The organism is Blautia sp. An249, from assembly GCF_002159835.1.
GTDB lineage: Bacteria > Bacillota > Clostridia > Lachnospirales > Lachnospiraceae > Blautia_A > Blautia_A avistercoris.
In genome coordinates this window covers 1-16308 of sequence record NZ_NFJL01000017.1, presented here as the reverse complement: position 1 = coordinate 16308, position 16308 = coordinate 1, and the positions used below count along the sequence as shown (strand labels likewise).

The window sequence follows — 16308 nt, the reverse complement described above, 5'->3', positions numbered from 1 at the left end:
CAGTTTGACAAAAAGCAAAAATATTTGCATAATAGAATCCAGGAGGAGATTCTTATGGAGGAACGTATTTTATATGATATTTTAGAACATTTGCAAAGCGCCGTATACATTGTGGACGGAAAGGGCCGCCTGGTTTATGTAAATCAGGCCGGGGAACGGCTGGATGGTTTTAAGCGGGAAGAGGTTCTGGGGAAAGAAATTAAGACCATTTACCGAAATACTGTCCTGGTAGACGGATATGAATCCCCCTGTCTTGCAGCACTGACAAAAGGTATTGTTTTAGAGGATGAGAATATCGAATGGTTCAGTAACCGGAAAGTGGTAAATGCACTGACAAGCGCTTATCCTATAGAAAAAGACGGAAAGAGAACAGGAGCCTTTGCCATTTGCGATGACGTTAGTGTTTTGAAAAAGCGGATTATTGAGAAATGTACAATAGGAGAGAAGAGAAGCTATCCCCTGAAAAGCCGGAACTTAAAAAACGGTACCAATTATGTTTTTGAGGACATTATCGGGGAGAGCAGCGCTCTTCAAAATGCTGTCCGGATTGCCAAAAAGTATGCGGCCAAAAATATTCCAATTATGATTTACGGAGAAACCGGTACAGGAAAAGAGCTCTTTGCACAGAGTATCCATAATGCCAGCGATTTTTATGCAGGCCCGTTTATGGCGATTAACTGTGCAGCTATTCCGGATACGTTATTGGAAAGTACGCTGTTTGGGACCGTTCGCGGAGCTTATACGGGAGCGGTGGATCATGCAGGAATGTTTGAACTGGCAGGCGGAGGCACTCTTTTTCTGGATGAAATTAATTCCATGAATATAGTTTTACAGGCGAAACTTCTGCGGGTACTGCAGGAAAAACAGTTCCAGAGGATAGGAGATTCCAGGGTAAGAAGTGTAAAATGCAGAATTATCAGTGCGACCAATGTGGAGCCCACTCTGCTGCTGAGAGAAAAGATTATGAGAGAGGATCTCTATTACCGGCTGTCAGCCGGTATTATTCACATCCCGCCCCTGCGTGTGAGAGGAAACGATTTAGACTTGTTGATTCAGCTTTATATTGACAAATACAATGAAGAAACAAATTCCATGATTATTGGTCTGCTTCCTTCATTGAAATCTCTGCTTCACGCTTATGGATGGCCCGGGAATGTAAGAGAATTGTCCAACGTAATCGAAAGTACAGCCAACATGGTTTCAGCCAATACGGCTTACCTGAGCCTGGATGATCTTCCGGATTATTTACGGAATTCTATGGAGGAATCGGTAAAAAGTTCCCTGGGCTATGATTTTGCAGAGTCCCGGGGAAGTCATATACCGCCTTCTTATGGAGAAAATCTACCGGATGACCGACTGAATTTTAAAGAACTGACAGAAAATTATGAGATCCAAATTCTGCGGAAAGGATTAGGAAAAGCAAGGGGAAATCTGACTCAGTGCGCACAGATGCTGGGACTATCCAGACAATGCCTGACTGCTAAACTGAAAAAATATCAAATTGAACCCAGGGAATTTCGTCCGGAGAAGGAGAAAATTCCGTCCAACTAAATAAAAAAGAACTCTTCCAGATAAGTTGGCATAAAAATTGCTATTTATAAAAGTAGTGTGAACAGCTTTTATAACTATCAATTTGTACCTGAAGTTAACTCTTACTGAGGTACGCCAACTTTTGGAGGGGATAATATGAAGAAAAACGGAATCCTGAGAAACCGCTGGTTTCAGCTAATTCTTTTATCTGCCAGCACGGGACTGATCTATCAGCTTCCTTATCTGCGCTATACCTTTTATGATCCTATGTTAGAAGCATTCGGATATACCAATATCCAGCTTGGAAATTTAATGAGTGTTTATGGGATCGGTTCAGTTATCTGTTACATTATAGGAGGAATTCTGGCAGACCGGATGTCAAGTAAAGTTCTTCTGTCATCGGGACAGATTCTCACAGGACTGGCAGGATTCTGGTTTGCCACATTTCCGGCCTATCCGGTGGCTCTGGGACTTAGTTTCTTCTGGGCATTTTCTACGTCACTGATTTTCTGGCCGGCACTGGTTAATTACGTGCGCTGTCTTGGAAATGACAAGGAACAGGGCCGTCTGTTCGGCCTGCTGGAAGGAACCAGAGGAATTATTGCCACGGCTGTGGGGCTTGGGATTGTAGCAGCCTTTAACGCTGCAGCGGGAGCAGTTGCAGGTCTGAAAACAGCGATTCTTCTCTATGCGTTTATCAATATTGGTTTGGGAATTGTAACTTTTCTGGTTATTCCCGGAGAGAAGAAAGAAGATGCGCAGGAGGCGGTACAGACAGAGAAGCGCTCCATTGTGCGCGATTTTGCAACGGCGTTAAAGATGCCGGCAGCCTGGCTTGTAACAATTGCTATTTTTGCAACCATGACCTGTTTTATCTGTCTGGGATATTTTACTCCTTATCTGACGGGAGTTATGGGAGCAACTGCAGCCTTTGCGGCGACCATTGGAACCATACGGACCTGGGGACTTCAGATTGTGGGAGGAACTCTGGGTGGTGTTTTTGCAGATAAAATTAAATCCAGTTCCCTAACCATGATTTTTGCATTTATTATTATTGCCATTGGATTCGGAGTCATGCTGATCTTACCGTCAAAGCCGGCGTTTGTAATGACGGCAACAATTCTGATGTTTTTATTCGGATTTGCTATTTATGTGAACCGGGGCGTTTACTTTGCCACGCTGACAGAAGCCGGGGTACCTGCGAATTTAAATGGGATTGTGGTGGGGTTTGCCTCTGCATTCGGATTCTTACCGGACGCTTTTATGTATACGGTTATCGGCGGATGGCTGGATCGTTATCCGGGAGCGAAGGGGTATCAGATGGTATTTATCTGCGCCATTGTCAGTGCAGTGGTGGGAGGAGTCGCTTCATTTCTCATTTATAAAAATCTGAAAAAGAATAAATAAAGGCAAAACTATAAAAATGGAGGCGCGGTTAATGGGCTTTGAATTCATTCAGAAGCTGGAGCAGAAGCAGGTTTTATCCCAGCAGCAGATTTACTCTTTGAATATTCTGGCAATGAACGGTTATGAATTGCAGAAGTTTCTTATAGAGGAAGAAATGGAAAATCCGTTTTTAAGTGTGAAAGCAAACAGAGAAATTGTTACGTATGACGGGGATGTAAATCTGCAGCATCTGGCTGTCCGCAAAACCAGGTATGAGACGGAGGAGGAAGTTTCTTCCATTGACAATGTAACAGAGGGAACCGGAAGTTTGCAGGAATTTCTGCTTAGTCAGGCAGATCTTATGAATATGGATGAAAAAAGGATTTCCCTGCTTTCTTATATCATTGACCTTTTGGACGATAATGGGTATCTGCGGTTCTCAGAAGAAGAGATTTCCAGGCTGACAGGAGTTTCTTCCCGGGAAGTTTCCGTCTGCATCGGGATTGTGAAAAATCTGGAACCTCCCGGAATCGGAGCGTTTGATCTGAGGGAATGTCTGGAACTTCAGCTTCGGAAGAAAGGCGCCTACGACAATATATATGGAGAAATTTTAAAAGAGCATTTAGAAGATCTGGCGGCAGGAAAGCACAGCAAACTGGCTCGCTGTCTTCATCTGCCCCTGACTGACGTACAGAGACGAGTGAAAGAAATTAAGAGTTTAAGCCCCAAACCTTTAAATGGAACCGGGTTTGGCGGCAGGCAGAATCAGTATCTGATACCGGATCTGCTGTTTTCCTGTGAGAACGGAGCCTGGTCGGTGAGTCTTACCGGACAAAATCAGATCCGGATAGGAATATCCAGAGAATATGAATCCCTCCTTGAAAGGTATGCAAACGGAGAGGTTTATGAATATTATCAGGATAAGAAAAAGAGCGTTCTGTTTTTAAAACGCTGTATTGAGAAACGAAACCGGACACTTCTGGAGATTTCCAGGTACATCCTTTCTTTCCAGATGGATTATTTTGAGAGAAGGGGAGGGCTGAAAGCGCTGACGGAAAAACAGATTGCCGATGCCCTTTCCATTCATCCATCCACGGTTAGCAGAGCGGTGAAAGGAAAATACGTCCAGTATCCCTTTGGGGCAGCGCCGCTGAAACAGTTTCTGGCACCGCCGTTTGCGGCAAAATCCAGAGAAACTGCCGATGCCAGTAAGGGGGATGTGGAAAGCCTTCTGAGAGGAATAATTAAAAAGGAAAACCGTCAGAAACCCTGCAGCGATCAGGAACTGGCAGAGCAACTGAAAGAAAAGGGAATCTGCATCTCAAGGCGCACTGTGGCGGCATACCGCGCCCAGTTAAATATCGGAAACGCGCAAAACAGAAAACTTGAATATATGGAGTGGAAAGAGTAAAAATGGCCAGAGAGATTTTAGGATATCTGAACAGAGAAAATTACAGAAGGATTCTGGAGGAATTTACCCTGGCCACACAGATCAGGGCAAATATTGTGGATCGAAATGGGATTTCTATATTTTCCAGGAAAGACTTTGGAAGCTGCTGTCAGTTCTGTCAGACCATCTATAATTCCCCGGGAGGTCTGGAAAGATGCCGTCAGGCCTATAAAGTAGCGGGACATCAGGCATGCCAGAGCAAGTCGCCCTTTATGTTTCAGTGTCCGGCAGGACTGATTGAAATGGCATTTCCCATAGAAAGAAAAGGGAAACATCTGGGAAGTCTGATTTGCGGCCAGGTGCTCTTGTGGGAGCCGGATGCCACTCTTTACCAGGAGATCGACAGTCTGAATAAAGGGAATATGCCGGATGTCAGCCGGCTTCTGAAATCCCTGGAGTCCCTTCCGGTTATACCGGAGGAAAAGCTTCGGGCATATTCCTGTTTCCTTTCTGTGGTTCTGGATACCATGATGCAGGGAGAGAACAAATAGGATAAAAACAGCTTGCCGTGAAACAGAGATTATAATCTGCTGGCTCAGACAGAAGATGTGTTTCAGAAAGATATTGAAGAGGAATACAGTATCCGTCCGTCTACGGCGACGGAGTTACTGAAACAGATGGAGAAAAACGGCCTGATTACCCGGGAGCCGGTTCCTTATGATAATCGTCTGAAACGGATTGCTGTTACGGAGAAAGCCCTGGTTTATAAAGAACAGGTAATAGATGAGCTGACTGCACTGGAAGAAATTTGTCTGAATAAAATATTTGGATAGATTATCTTAATTTTAGACCAAATACTTAGGAAGCTAACTAAATAACCTCAGCAGGCTAATCCAATATCGGCAGCCTGCTGAAGGAAAAGAGAAAATATTACCAATTGCGCCATGAGGCGCCTGAGTTAAGTTAAAAACATTTCTTACAGGCTTCATATCCCTGGGCTTCTGCGTCAGCCCGGGAGACCTGCCTTGCGTTGTCGGGATTCATATTTCCGCAGTCAGGAATGCTGTGGTATTTGGAACCTGTAGCCGAGAGCCAGACAGAAGCCGTCTGTGTCTGAGCTTCTGCGGCAGGCGCAGGCGTATCCTGAACCTGAGGGGCGGAAGCTGCTGCGGACTGCGGCTGCGTGCCCGTATCCCCGGAGTCTCCGGCGGAATAATCGTTGCAGGGCTTGGTGTTCCAGTCGATGCGGGTGCCGTCTGATACGGCGACGATAGTTCCCTGTTCATCTGTGCGGAATACCTGGATATCCATATCCTGCAGCTTATCCATGGTATCCTTGTCCGGATGTCCGTACTGATTTCCCGCGCCGCAGGAGATTACAGCATACTCCGGGACGGTTTCCTCAAGGAAATCCCAGGTTGTGGCCGTGGCGGAGCCGTGATGGCCGGGGACGAGGACGTCACAGTCCAGGTCAATTTTTGAGTCGCACATCTCTTCTTCGCTGTTATGCTCGGCGTCTCCGGTGAAGATAAAGGAGTTCTCACCGTTTTCCAGTTTAATGGCAACGGAATTGGCGTTGCTGTCATTTTTGCTGATGGTTTCCGGAGAGAGGACAGTGAATTCTCCTGTGCCGAATTCAAATTCCGTTCCCACCTCAGGATGCTCTACGGTTACGCCCTCTGCCTTGACTGCGTTCATAAAGGACTGATAGAGCTTGGAATCATGGGTGTAATCAGAACCTATGACCTGTTTTACGTCGAAGGCGTTCAGGCATCCGATCAGCCCTGCCAGGTGGTCGGAGTCATAATGGGAAGAAATCAGATAATCAATGGTAGTGATATTCTGTTTCCTGAGGTAGGAGACTACGAAGCTGGAAGTCTCTTTATCGCCGCCGTCATAAATCAGGTTTTCACCGCCGGACTGTACGAGTATGGACAGTCCCTGCCCCACGTCCAGAAAATGGACAGCCATGGTCTGGTCAGCGGATTTGGCTGCCGCTTCTGTCTGCACCGCTCCCAAAGAAGTAAAGAGCATAGTCCACACAAGCAGCAGAGCCCAGATGCGTTTTCTTTTTCTCATTTGTATTCCCCCTTATAATTGATAAAAAAATTATACCATGCAAATGGAAAAGGGGTCAATTTTCTGCCCATTAAAATATGGTATGGGCGGTCAAACTTTGTTATAATTGGGAGGACGAAAATTGTCACTGTAAAATGAGGGAGCGAAATGAAGAAGAAATGGTATGTGATCCTGGCACTTCTCTGCCTGTCGCTGGCAGGCGGGGCTGCCGCAAGGCAGCAGTATCAGGCTGTCCAGGAGAAAAAAGAACTGGAACAAAAAGAGCAGGAGAAAAAGCAGCAGGAAGCACAGAGAAAAAAGAAAGAAGAAGAGCGAAAACGGCAGATTCAGATTCGGACCGAAGCGGCCCAAAAGCTCGCGGACCGGATGGAGGAGGCCGTTACAGATGAAGCCTTATGTGAAAATATGTCTGCGGCCTTGGAAAGTGCAGAGCAGATTCAGACACAGATTGAGGAGTTTTACCGTGATCATAAATCAGACAGGGATGAGTATGTACGGGAAGCGTATGAGATTCTGGAAAAAACGTCTCAGAAGGCGGAAGCTTTGAAGGGGATAGAAGAGATTGACAAGAAGTTTTCCGAACTGTACGAGTCTGAGAGTGACCTGGTCGCTATGGACACGGCGAAGAATGACCGCCTGTTTCGCGAAGCTCAGCAGGAGCTTTGGAAAATTCCGTCGGAATACCCGGAAAAACGAGGCCAGTATGATGAGATTGTGGAGAGAATCTCCGAGGAGTGGAATTATCAGAATGACGACTGGCATTATGAGACCAGTACGCTGAAGATTTCCGTGGAACCCAGGGAGACTTCTTATACACGTTACTGGGTCTGTCATATACAGACTTTCAGCACGGAGCAGATCTGTTCCGCTTTATGCGGAGGAACCTATGGAAATCCCAGGAGAACCACCTCCGCTGAGCTGGCAGACCACAATGGCGTTCTGGGAATCAATGGAAGCGGCTTTTCCTACAGTACGGGAATTCCGGCAGAAGGAAAGAGCATGATCAAGGATCGTCAGGTCTATGAAGATGTGTATTCCAACGGAAATATCATGTGTGTCACCGGGGAGGGCGGCATGTTTACGGCTCCGGCGGGAATGACCACAGAAGAGATGCTGGGAAGGGACGTGAAGGATACTTATTGTTTCGGACCCACTCTGGTGGAAAACAGCGAAGCCTGTGAGATCTCCGGACAGTTCCGCCAGACCTACCGTTATCAGAGGACAGCGGTGGGGATGGCAAGCCCCGGCGATTATTATGTGGTGGTGGTAGATGGAAAAGGAGCCGGGGGCTCCCAGGGAATGACCTATGAGGAACTGCAGGAGGTGTTCCTGGACTTAGGCTGTGAGTATGCTTATAATCTGGACGGCGGCGGTTCCTCCACCCTGGTTTTTAAGGGCAGAGTACTGAATTCTCTGACGGACGGGCAGGAACGGCCCTGTGCCGATATTCTGTATTTTATCGATGTGGGAGACGGCGCGGAAGGCGATGAGATTATGATTCATGAGGATGAGGCCATGATCCGGCCAACGAAAGAAAGATAAAACCCTGTACGGTGAATTAGGGAGACTGACGGCGGTGCTGTCAGTCTCCCTGCTGCTTTTACAGGAGTGTGCGGCACAGACTGAGATATTCCCGGCGCAGGTTCTGGCTGAACGAACAGTTGCGGATGGGATGGCCGTCCCAGGAAGAGACGGGCATAATTCCCATCAATGAGTTGGTGAGGAAAATTTCATCGAATTCGGAAATCTGGCCGGGATATAGGACGGCCTCTTCCACAGGATACTTTTTCATCAGGTAATTCCGCATAATACCGTTCAGGAGTCCGCAGCTTACTTTCGGTGTAAAAAGGGTCTGATTTTTTACGAAAAAAATATTGGACGTGGCCCCTTCGCAGATCTGTCCCCGGGTATTGAGAAAGACAGGTTCATCGAAGCCGCAGGAGTGGGCTCTGCGCTTTTCCAGGATGTTGTCCCCGTAATTGGCGGTTTTATAATAGACCAGGGGAGAGGTTTCATTTCTGCGGATGGGACTGGTCTGCACGGCGAATCCCCTGCGGTACTGCTCTTCACGGTAGGTGTTTTCCCGGACTGTGAAAAGCAGATTCTGTTCTGAGACAGATATTTTCAAAACGCCGTGTCTGTAGGGACATAAAAAAGCTTCCTTTCGCAGACGGCTGACAGTCAGGGCAGATTCCGTCTCAGGATTTTGGATATGCAGGTTTTTCAGGGCGTTTTGCAGTCGTTCCAGGTGTTCCATGGGGAAAACGGGAATATTGTCTTCCACCGCAATGGTCTCGAATACCTGAAGACCGAAATAATAGCCGTCATCTGCGTTAATCTTCAGCATGGGCATCTCCTTTCTGGGGATACAGGGCCTCCAGTACGGCCCTGGCCTTCTGTAAAGTTTCCTCATATTCGAATTCCAGGTCTGACTCGCAGGTTATGCCGCCGCCTACCCCAAGGTGATAATTACCGTCTGTGTGGAGGGCTGTGCGTATGACGATATTCAGATCGCAGGAACCGTCAAAAGCGAGATACCCTATAGAACCTGTGTAGAGACTGCGTCGGCCGTGCTCCAGCTGGTCGATGATTTCCATAGCCCGGATTTTCGGAGTTCCGGTGATGGAACCGCCGGGAAAAGCCGCACGGATCAGATCCATAATTCCCATGTCTGCGCGCAGTTTTCCCACGATTGTGGACACCAGATGAAAGACTGTGGCATAGGCTTCCACGGCGAAATGTTCCGTGACTTTTACGCTTCCGGGCTCGCAGACGTGGTTGAGATCGTTTCGTTCAAGATCAACAACCATCAGAAGTTCACTGCGGTCTTTGCCGGAATTCTCCAGTTCTGTTCTCAGCGCAGCGTCCTCGGCGGGGCTGCTGCCTCTTTTGCGTGTGCCCTTTATGGGGCGGGTCTCCACCCACCCGTCTTTTACCCGAAGGAAACGTTCCGGCGAAGAGCAGACAATCTGGAAATCCTCACCGTTCAAGTAGGCGCCGAAGGGAGAAGGATTGTATGTCCGCAGATAGCGGAAAGCGTCATAGGGGGCCACGGGACTTGATACCTTAAGCTGCTGCGTCATATTGGCGATATAAATATCTCCCTCTGTGATGTAAGAAATCATCTGATCGATGGCCTGTTTGTACTCTTCCTTTTGGAAATTAGGCAGGAAATCTGCCAGTTCACAGTGCTTCGCAGGCAGAGAGGCCTTCGGACAGTTTTGAATCTGGAGAGTAAGTTCTTCTGCAGACTTGCGGGCAGCTTTTAACTTTCCGCAGGCAGTGAGCCAAAGCTTTTTCTCTTTTTTGTCCTCAATGATGTAATTGTCGTAGAAGACAAAAAGGGCGTCGGGAATCTGGATGTCTTTATCATGGCGGGAAGAGATTTTCTCAAATTTTCTCCCGTAGTCATAGCTGAAATAGCCCACGGCGCCGGAGATGAGAGGAAGATGCGTAGGGTTTTCCTCCCTATGTTTCCGCAGGCAGTCTGCCATGATTTTCTCGAAGCTTTCCCTTTGGGGAACGCCGCAGCAGCGGCAGATCTGGTCTTCTTCCGTGACTGTCAGCCAGGGATTCAGACCGATAATGGAATAGCGACCCATCTCGTTCTTCAGGGAAGAATCCAGAAAGACGGAGAGGGGAGTCTCGGCAAAGAGGCCGAAAATGTCAGAGGTTTCTCTATAAAAGGGCAGTTCCCGGACAAGGGTTTTCATTGCGGTTCCTCCATTCTTCGCACAGGGTAATAAAGTTGCCAAGCAGTTGGTGGCCGTATTCAGTCATCACAGCTTCCGGGTGGAATTGGATACCGTAGACCGGCAGGGTTCTGTGACTGACAGCCATGATGGCGCCGTCTTCTGAGCGGGCGTCCACACTCAGGCAGTCGGGCAGCTTAGAGGGACTGATCACCAGGGAGTGGTAGCGGGTGACGAAGAACTGGGCGGGAAGTCCCCGGAACATTCGTTTTTGGCAGTTGTTTATCAGGCTGACCTTGCCGTGCATGGGGCGCTCTCCCTTTACCACCTGAGCCTTCCAGGCATGGCCAATGATCTGGTGCCCCAGACAGATCCCCAGCACCGGTACCAGACCGGCCATTTTTTTCAGAATATCCAGGCATTGTCCGCAGTCCTGGGGGCTTTTAGGACCAGGGGACAGAAGAATGCCGTCCAGCTTCTTCTCCTGGTGCAGATGAAAAAGAAATGAAAGATCCACCTGGTCATTTCGGATCAGACGGACTTCCTGTCCCAGTTCTCTCAGATAGACTGCCAGGTTATGAACAAACGAGTCATAGTTGTCGATCATTACAAACATAAATATCTCCTTTCAGTGTTAAATCCGACGAAATCTCCCATTACATAAAAAAACCGGAAAAACACCTGCAGCCATTAGGCCGCAGATCTTTTTCCGGCAGTCTTCCGTCTCGATGGAAATCGGGCACACCTTTTTGTGAAATTTTCTGCGCATAGTATACCATAAGCTTTTCTTTTCGTCTATAAGGATTCTCAGAATTTGTTACTGGCTTTAAGCCGGTTTATCGAACACGGTAAATGCCTTTTAGGCATAAGTGACTGATGAAATTAAGTATTTGATATAATCAGACATGGATTTTATAATGTAGGTGCAGAATAAAAGAATTGGAGGGTGATTATGAAAAAAATAACAGCAGTTTTACTTACACTTGTAATGGCTGTATCGCTTATGGCCTGCTCCGGAAATACACAGACATCAGAAACGGAATCGTCTCATTCGCAGAGCGGTCAGGCAGAAGCAACATCAGCGCCTGAAAACCAGAAAAATAATTCTGAGGCAGAAGGCGATACTGCACAGACAAATGCGGCAGCAGGTGACACTGAGACTGAAGAAAATAAAATTTTAGTAGCATTTTTCTCTGCAACCAACACGACCCAGGGAGTGGCAGAACAAATGGCAGACGGTCTCGGGGCTGACCTGTACGAGATTGTGCCGGAAGAACCGTATACAGATGCAGATTTGGATTACAATGATGATAACAGCCGCAGTACCATGGAAATGAACGATCCCACTGTCCGTCCGGCTATTTCCGGCTCTGTGGAGAATATGGAGCAGTATGATCTCGTATTCCTTGGATACCCGATCTGGTGGGGAGAAGCTCCGAGAATCGTCAGCACTTTTATGGAAAGTTATGATTTCTCGGGCAAAACGATTATTCCTTTCTGTACATCCGGAGGCAGCGGGATTGGATCCAGTGCAGAGAACCTTGCAGATTTAACAGATGGAGCAGAGTGGATTCCCGGACAGCGTCTGGACGGCGGAAGCTCTCAGGATGAGATCATGGAATGGGTGAACAGCCTGGGGCTGGATGTAACCGGAGAATAAAGCCTTTTAGACCAGAGGCATACTTTGATTTTACACTGTATTGATGAGGAGGCCGATTTGCAGAAAGCCTTGTATGGAGGAATTCTGGAATACATACAGGAACTGAAAATATGCTTATGTTCAGTATTAATCCGGCATATGATTTTACCGGCAAAGAAGAACCGGATTATGAGACAGAAAATTATGCAGTAGGAAGTGCAGAGGAACGATTAAAGCTGTATGAGATGTGAGGCAAATGGCGTGTCTTTTTAGGATTTCTAAACGCTGCGCCGGAGGCAGGGGACTGTATCGGATGCGGGCATTGTGACAGCCGGTGTCCTTTCCATGTGAAGCAGGCAGAAAGGATGCAGGCCATTCAGAATTATTTCGGAAAATAGCTGCCTCTGTAAAAAATCGCTGTAGGAAACGTAAAAATTACGATGAATGTTTCAAATGGTCAGTCTTTAGAGGCTGGCCATTTTTCGCGCCTCATTCCGCACATTTCTATAAACAGAATATTTATTGACAAAGCGACACAAGTGTCTTATAATTCATGGAAACGACATGTATGTCGCTTAATGGAGGATGAATGGGAAAAAAAGGTGACGAAACAAAAAGGAACATCAAAGAAAAAGCCCTCTCTTTGTTTGCTGAAAAAGGATTTAAAAATGTTACGATGAAAGATATTTGTGCAGAAACAGGCTTAAGCAGAGGCGGTCTGTACAGGCATTATAATAGTACCTGCGAAATATTTTCTGAAATTATAGATGGCCTTATGAAGGCACAAAACGATGAATTTTCTGAGAAAATGAAGAAAGGCATAGCGGCAGCTGAAATACTTGACGAAATTTTGAATCGCTATAAATGCGAAATGACAGACAGTGAAAATTCTTTAAGTCTGGCGATATATGAATATTACAGTGAAAAGCAGGCAGATGCAGAGAATAATATGCTGTTAAAACAGTATGAATCTTCTGTGAATATGTGGCAGGATTTCCTTTCATACGGAATACAAAGAGGAGAGTTCAGAAATATTGACTGTGAAGAAGTAATTGATATAATCATTTTTTCCTACCAGGGAGTACGAATGTATTCCTCTGTTTTATTGCCGAGTGAAAAAATAGCGGAACGGATAATCAGTCATATTAAAAAAATACTGTTAGTCTGAGGTACAGCAACTGAATTGGTAAAGAGTCTGAAATACACAGAAATGATTTTATTGTGAGGTGAAGGAAAATGAAATTGAAAATAGCAGGAAGCGGAGGAATGTTCCAGATACCGAATCCCTTCTGCAAGTGCCCTGTCTGCGAAGAGGCCAGGAAGAAAAGAGGACGGTATCAGAGGCTGGGGCCGAGTCTTTACATTGAGGATGTGAAAATGCTGATTGACACTCCGGAGGACATCGGTGTTGCCTGTGACAGGCAGAATATTACGGAAATAAAATATCTTTCCATATCTCATAAAGATCCGGATCACACCAGAGGTATGCGTATCGTAGAACCGTTAGGGTATGACTGCATAGCAGACAGAGGTTCACCCATACAGTTTATAGTATTACCTGAAGTGGCAGATGATATTAATGCATGGAATGGAGACGGATTACATTATTACGAAGACGTACTCCACTGTATTTCGATCCAAAAAACCGATTATGCCCGAATCGGAGATATAGAACTACATTTAGTAAATAATAAGACCCATCGCGGCAATATGACATTTTATGTTATATCAGAGAAAGGGAAAAAAGCTATCTATGCCTGCTGTGATGTAAAACCGTTTATTCATAATGAATTATACTTTGATGCGGATGTATTAATTATCGGGCTTGTATCCGATAACGGAATACTCAAAGATGGTTCCCATCTTAAGGACGCTCCGTTTAGGGAAGACATGTTTACTTTGGATGAAATTGTGGAGATTAAAAACAAATACCGGATAAAGCGTATAATAGTTACCCATATCGATGAGTATTGGGGAAAATCATATGCTTACTATCAGGAGTTAGAAAAATCTTTGGACAATATATGCTTTGCTTATGACGGGATGGAAATAGAACTATAGAACCGGGACATGACAGACAGATAAAAATATATATTATATAATGTTGCAAATAAAAATAGGAGAATATAAATGCAAAAACTTTTCGATATAAGTTATCTGCCCCTCAGAGTCATCCTGACTGCACTGGAAGAAGCCCAACTGCCGCCATATCTGGGATCGACTCTGCGAGGAGCAATCGGGCATTCTCTGCTTGGGACTGACAAGGAAGCATGTGCGTATTTATACGAGAATAACAGCGGGAATTCGGACACCGTGCAGATTAATGCGAAACCATATATGATCATTCCCCCGGAGATCCATATGCCTCAAACTATAGTGGGTAGGGGCGCACAGATTGAGTTTGAAATTCTGCTGATCGGGAATGGGGTAAGATATGTAGATTCCTTGATTAAAGCGTTGGAACAGATGGAATGTTTCGGCCTGGGAGCATACAGATACCCATTTCGTTTATCGCAGATTATTCATAGTAAGGAACAGAGAATAATCTGGAGAAATGGGAAATGCCTGTTACATAGTATGAAATCTGTAGCTATGCCATGCTTTGAGTTACCGGATGTGACAAGGGCATTGATTAAAATACGCACACCTCTGCGGATTCGTCACGGCGGAAAGATTCTTAAAACAATCTCTTTCCAGACATTAATCCGAAACATAACCAATCGAATCATGACCCTCACAGAAAGATACGGGGGCTGGACAGACAGAGAGGAAGCCGGAAAAATCCAGATGCTTTCAGCAGAAGTGGAAACCGTTCGGGAAAAACTGCATCTGGTACATATGGAAAGGTATTCAAATCGGTCAAATGGAAAGATGGATTTCAGCGGTTTGATGGGCGAAGTAGAGTATCAAGGTGACCTGACACCATTTGTTCCGTGGCTGTATGCTGCTCAGCGGCTGCATGTGGGGCGAAATACGACATTTGGGATGGGAAGGATAGAGGTGTATTTTATTTAAGAAAGATGAATGTAACAGACAAGGACTGTACGAGGTGCAGAAGAGAGGAAAAAAGAGATATGAGTACGGAGAGCAGAAAAATTATAAAACATATTAAAGAGAACTACAAAAGGCTGGAGGAAGGGATTGTAAACCAGCTCTATTTCGAAAATGAGCATAGTGGTACTATTGGAAGCTATCGTGAAAAAATATGGAAAGAAATGTTTCAAAGCATCATTCCGAAAAAATTTGTCATAGAGCAGTCAGTTTTTCTTATTGATTCGAAGGGGAATGTATCGAATGAAGTGGATCTGGTGATTTTTGATGAGATGTATACACCCTATATTTTCAGGTATTATAACTTGAAATTTATTCCTATTGAGGCGGTTGCGGTGGTAGTCGAATGCAAAAGCACTTCTATGGATGAAACAAAATTGTGGAACTGGACAAGCAGTATTACAGATCTGAAAACATCTTCATCCCAACGTTCATTTGTACGAACGATTAATTCTATTACTTGCAGCACTGTACCAACACAAACGGCGACACGGCCGTTGCGTATCCTGTGCTGCTTGAATAATAGAGAAGTAAGTCTGCCGAAAGAAAATGATAAAAAGTTTGATGTGGTCATTAGAGCAAGAAAAAGTGAGAAAAAGTTAGACATTAAATGGGATGAGAATAAGGAAAATCTGTTTGACTGGTATCAATGTATCAATCATGCAGAAGGGCTAAAACAGCAAACAGATGGAGGGAAAGCAGCAGAACATAATTTAGATGAATATAAAGTGAAAGACGGAAAAGAAGATCTTTCCTTGATGTCTTTTAATTTTCAGTTGAATCAGATTCTGATGCTGCTGAATAATCCGATGTTGTTTCCGCATCTGGATTATGTAGAAATGTTTAATAATTTTAGTAATATGCAAAATGAAGAAGAGAGTGTGGAAGATGAACAGAATTAGTAAAAGATGCTAACAAAATAAGCAGAAGAAAAATGCGACAGATGTGCTCCTAATGGGTGGATACAAAGGTTTACTACATACGATCGTATTGTCAACAGCACAGAAAGGAGAAGAGGTCAGAAGCGGCGTGTGCCTTGATCCGGAGAAAAATCTTCCACATGGATTGGTAAGGATTAAGAGTAAGATTTGTTAAAGTAAGAAGAAGGTAATTGAGTGATTCGGTGCGAACCTTAAGTAAACATAAATTTTCTAAAGGATTCGCACCGAGTCGCATGACTAAAAAGTGGAATTAGGAGAGGAAATTGCCGGGTATTTCTTGCATTACAGAATAAAAATTAGTATAATTGTTCAATAGGAAGGGAAAAAACAAAGAGAATTTGTGAGAGATTGCAGTCGCTCCCCTCGTGGGAGCGTGGATTGAAACTTGTCATATCCTATCTGATATGTTTTACGAAGCTGTCGCTCCCCTCGTGGGAGCGTGGATTGAAACAAGAAGTTTCCGGCTCAGTTTTATGTAATCCATCGTCGCTCCCCTCGTGGGAGCGTGGATTGAAACTTGTTGGAGGGCGTAAAATTTTCTGTGTCTATGGGAAAAATTCTTCTTTGATAAGAAACAGATATGTATAATTGTCTTGTCGG

The 16308-nt window shown here is 45.3% G+C and carries 16 protein-coding genes; 11 read left to right on the top strand and 5 right to left on the bottom strand.

Annotated features, from left to right (window positions below):
- Positions 1-54: 54 nt before the first annotated feature.
- The 5 genes from B5F53_RS14500 to B5F53_RS14480 all read left to right on the top strand — a co-directional run bounded on the left by B5F53_RS14500 (position 55) and on the right by B5F53_RS14480 (position 5139).
- The gene (locus B5F53_RS14500) at positions 55-1551 is read left to right on the top strand and encodes a sigma-54 interaction domain-containing protein (RefSeq protein ID WP_087224571.1); all 1497 of its coding nucleotides are present in this window, start codon (positions 55-57) and stop codon (positions 1549-1551) included.
- Positions 1552-1686: 135 nt separating this feature from the next.
- Positions 1687-2937, top strand: a complete 1251-nt coding sequence (locus B5F53_RS14495) for an MFS transporter (protein ID WP_087224569.1) — start codon at positions 1687-1689, stop codon at positions 2935-2937.
- A gap of 31 nt (positions 2938-2968) precedes the next feature.
- On the top strand, positions 2969-4327 hold the full coding sequence (rpoN, locus tag B5F53_RS14490) for an RNA polymerase factor sigma-54 (RefSeq protein WP_162610617.1): 1359 nt from the start codon (positions 2969-2971) through the stop codon (positions 4325-4327).
- Between the two features lie 2 nt (positions 4328-4329).
- Complete coding sequence (locus B5F53_RS14485) at positions 4330-4857, top strand: PocR ligand-binding domain-containing protein (RefSeq protein ID WP_087224565.1); 528 nt, start codon at positions 4330-4332, stop codon at positions 4855-4857.
- A gap of 36 nt (positions 4858-4893) precedes the next feature.
- A complete protein-coding gene (locus B5F53_RS14480; protein ID WP_087224563.1) occupies positions 4894-5139 on the top strand; it encodes a MarR family winged helix-turn-helix transcriptional regulator in 246 nt (81 codons plus the stop codon).
- Between the two features lie 130 nt (positions 5140-5269).
- Here B5F53_RS14480 and B5F53_RS14475 read toward each other — a convergent pair whose 3' ends face one another.
- Positions 5270-6385 carry a ComEC/Rec2 family competence protein gene (locus B5F53_RS14475; RefSeq protein WP_087224561.1) on the bottom strand — a complete coding sequence of 372 codons (1116 nt, stop codon included), beginning with the start codon at positions 6383-6385 and terminating at the stop codon, positions 5270-5272.
- 147 nt (positions 6386-6532) lie between these two features.
- On the opposite strand from B5F53_RS14475, the gene B5F53_RS14470 reads away from it, so the two are divergent.
- Positions 6533-7927, top strand: a complete 1395-nt coding sequence (locus tag B5F53_RS14470; protein ID WP_087224559.1) for a phosphodiester glycosidase family protein — start codon at positions 6533-6535, stop codon at positions 7925-7927.
- 58 nt (positions 7928-7985) lie between these two features.
- On the opposite strand, the gene B5F53_RS14465 is transcribed toward B5F53_RS14470, so the two are convergent.
- The 3 genes from B5F53_RS14465 to B5F53_RS14455 are packed head-to-tail and all read right to left on the bottom strand — an operon-like array spanning position 7986 to position 10693.
- Positions 7986-8732 carry an aminotransferase class IV gene (locus B5F53_RS14465; protein ID WP_242970334.1) on the bottom strand — a complete coding sequence of 249 codons (747 nt, stop codon included), beginning with the start codon at positions 8730-8732 and terminating at the stop codon, positions 7986-7988.
- Positions 8719-10098, bottom strand: coding sequence for an aminodeoxychorismate synthase component I (pabB, locus tag B5F53_RS14460; RefSeq protein ID WP_087224557.1), 1380 nt, complete (start codon positions 10096-10098; stop codon positions 8719-8721). The genes B5F53_RS14465 and pabB overlap by 14 nt, the downstream gene beginning before the upstream one ends.
- Complete coding sequence (locus B5F53_RS14455; RefSeq protein ID WP_087224555.1) at positions 10064-10693, bottom strand: anthranilate synthase component II; 630 nt, start codon at positions 10691-10693, stop codon at positions 10064-10066. The genes pabB and B5F53_RS14455 overlap by 35 nt, the downstream gene beginning before the upstream one ends.
- A gap of 333 nt (positions 10694-11026) precedes the next feature.
- Here B5F53_RS14455 and B5F53_RS14450 point away from each other — a divergent pair, with 333 nt between their 5' ends.
- The 5 genes from B5F53_RS14450 (at position 11027) to B5F53_RS14430 (ending at position 15669) form a co-directional block, all read left to right on the top strand.
- Positions 11027-11737: a flavodoxin gene (locus B5F53_RS14450; protein WP_442856299.1), complete on the top strand. Its 711-nt coding sequence runs from the start codon at positions 11027-11029 to the stop codon at positions 11735-11737.
- Between the two features lie 568 nt (positions 11738-12305).
- Positions 12306-12884, top strand: a complete 579-nt coding sequence (locus tag B5F53_RS14445) for a TetR/AcrR family transcriptional regulator (RefSeq protein ID WP_087224551.1) — start codon at positions 12306-12308, stop codon at positions 12882-12884.
- A gap of 68 nt (positions 12885-12952) precedes the next feature.
- Positions 12953-13777 (top strand): MBL fold metallo-hydrolase, encoded by an 825-nt coding sequence (locus tag B5F53_RS14440; protein WP_087224549.1) that lies wholly within the window; start codon positions 12953-12955, stop codon positions 13775-13777.
- Between the two features lie 69 nt (positions 13778-13846).
- Complete coding sequence (cas6, locus tag B5F53_RS14435) at positions 13847-14731, top strand: CRISPR system precrRNA processing endoribonuclease RAMP protein Cas6 (RefSeq protein WP_087224547.1); 885 nt, start codon at positions 13847-13849, stop codon at positions 14729-14731.
- A gap of 59 nt (positions 14732-14790) precedes the next feature.
- On the top strand, positions 14791-15669 hold the full coding sequence (locus B5F53_RS14430) for a DUF6602 domain-containing protein (protein WP_087224732.1): 879 nt from the start codon (positions 14791-14793) through the stop codon (positions 15667-15669).
- 448 nt (positions 15670-16117) lie between these two features.
- On the opposite strand, the gene B5F53_RS20140 is transcribed toward B5F53_RS14430, so the two are convergent.
- Positions 16118-16308, bottom strand: a 191-nt coding sequence (locus tag B5F53_RS20140; RefSeq protein ID WP_204246942.1) for a hypothetical protein, incomplete at its 5' end; no start/stop codon positions are given.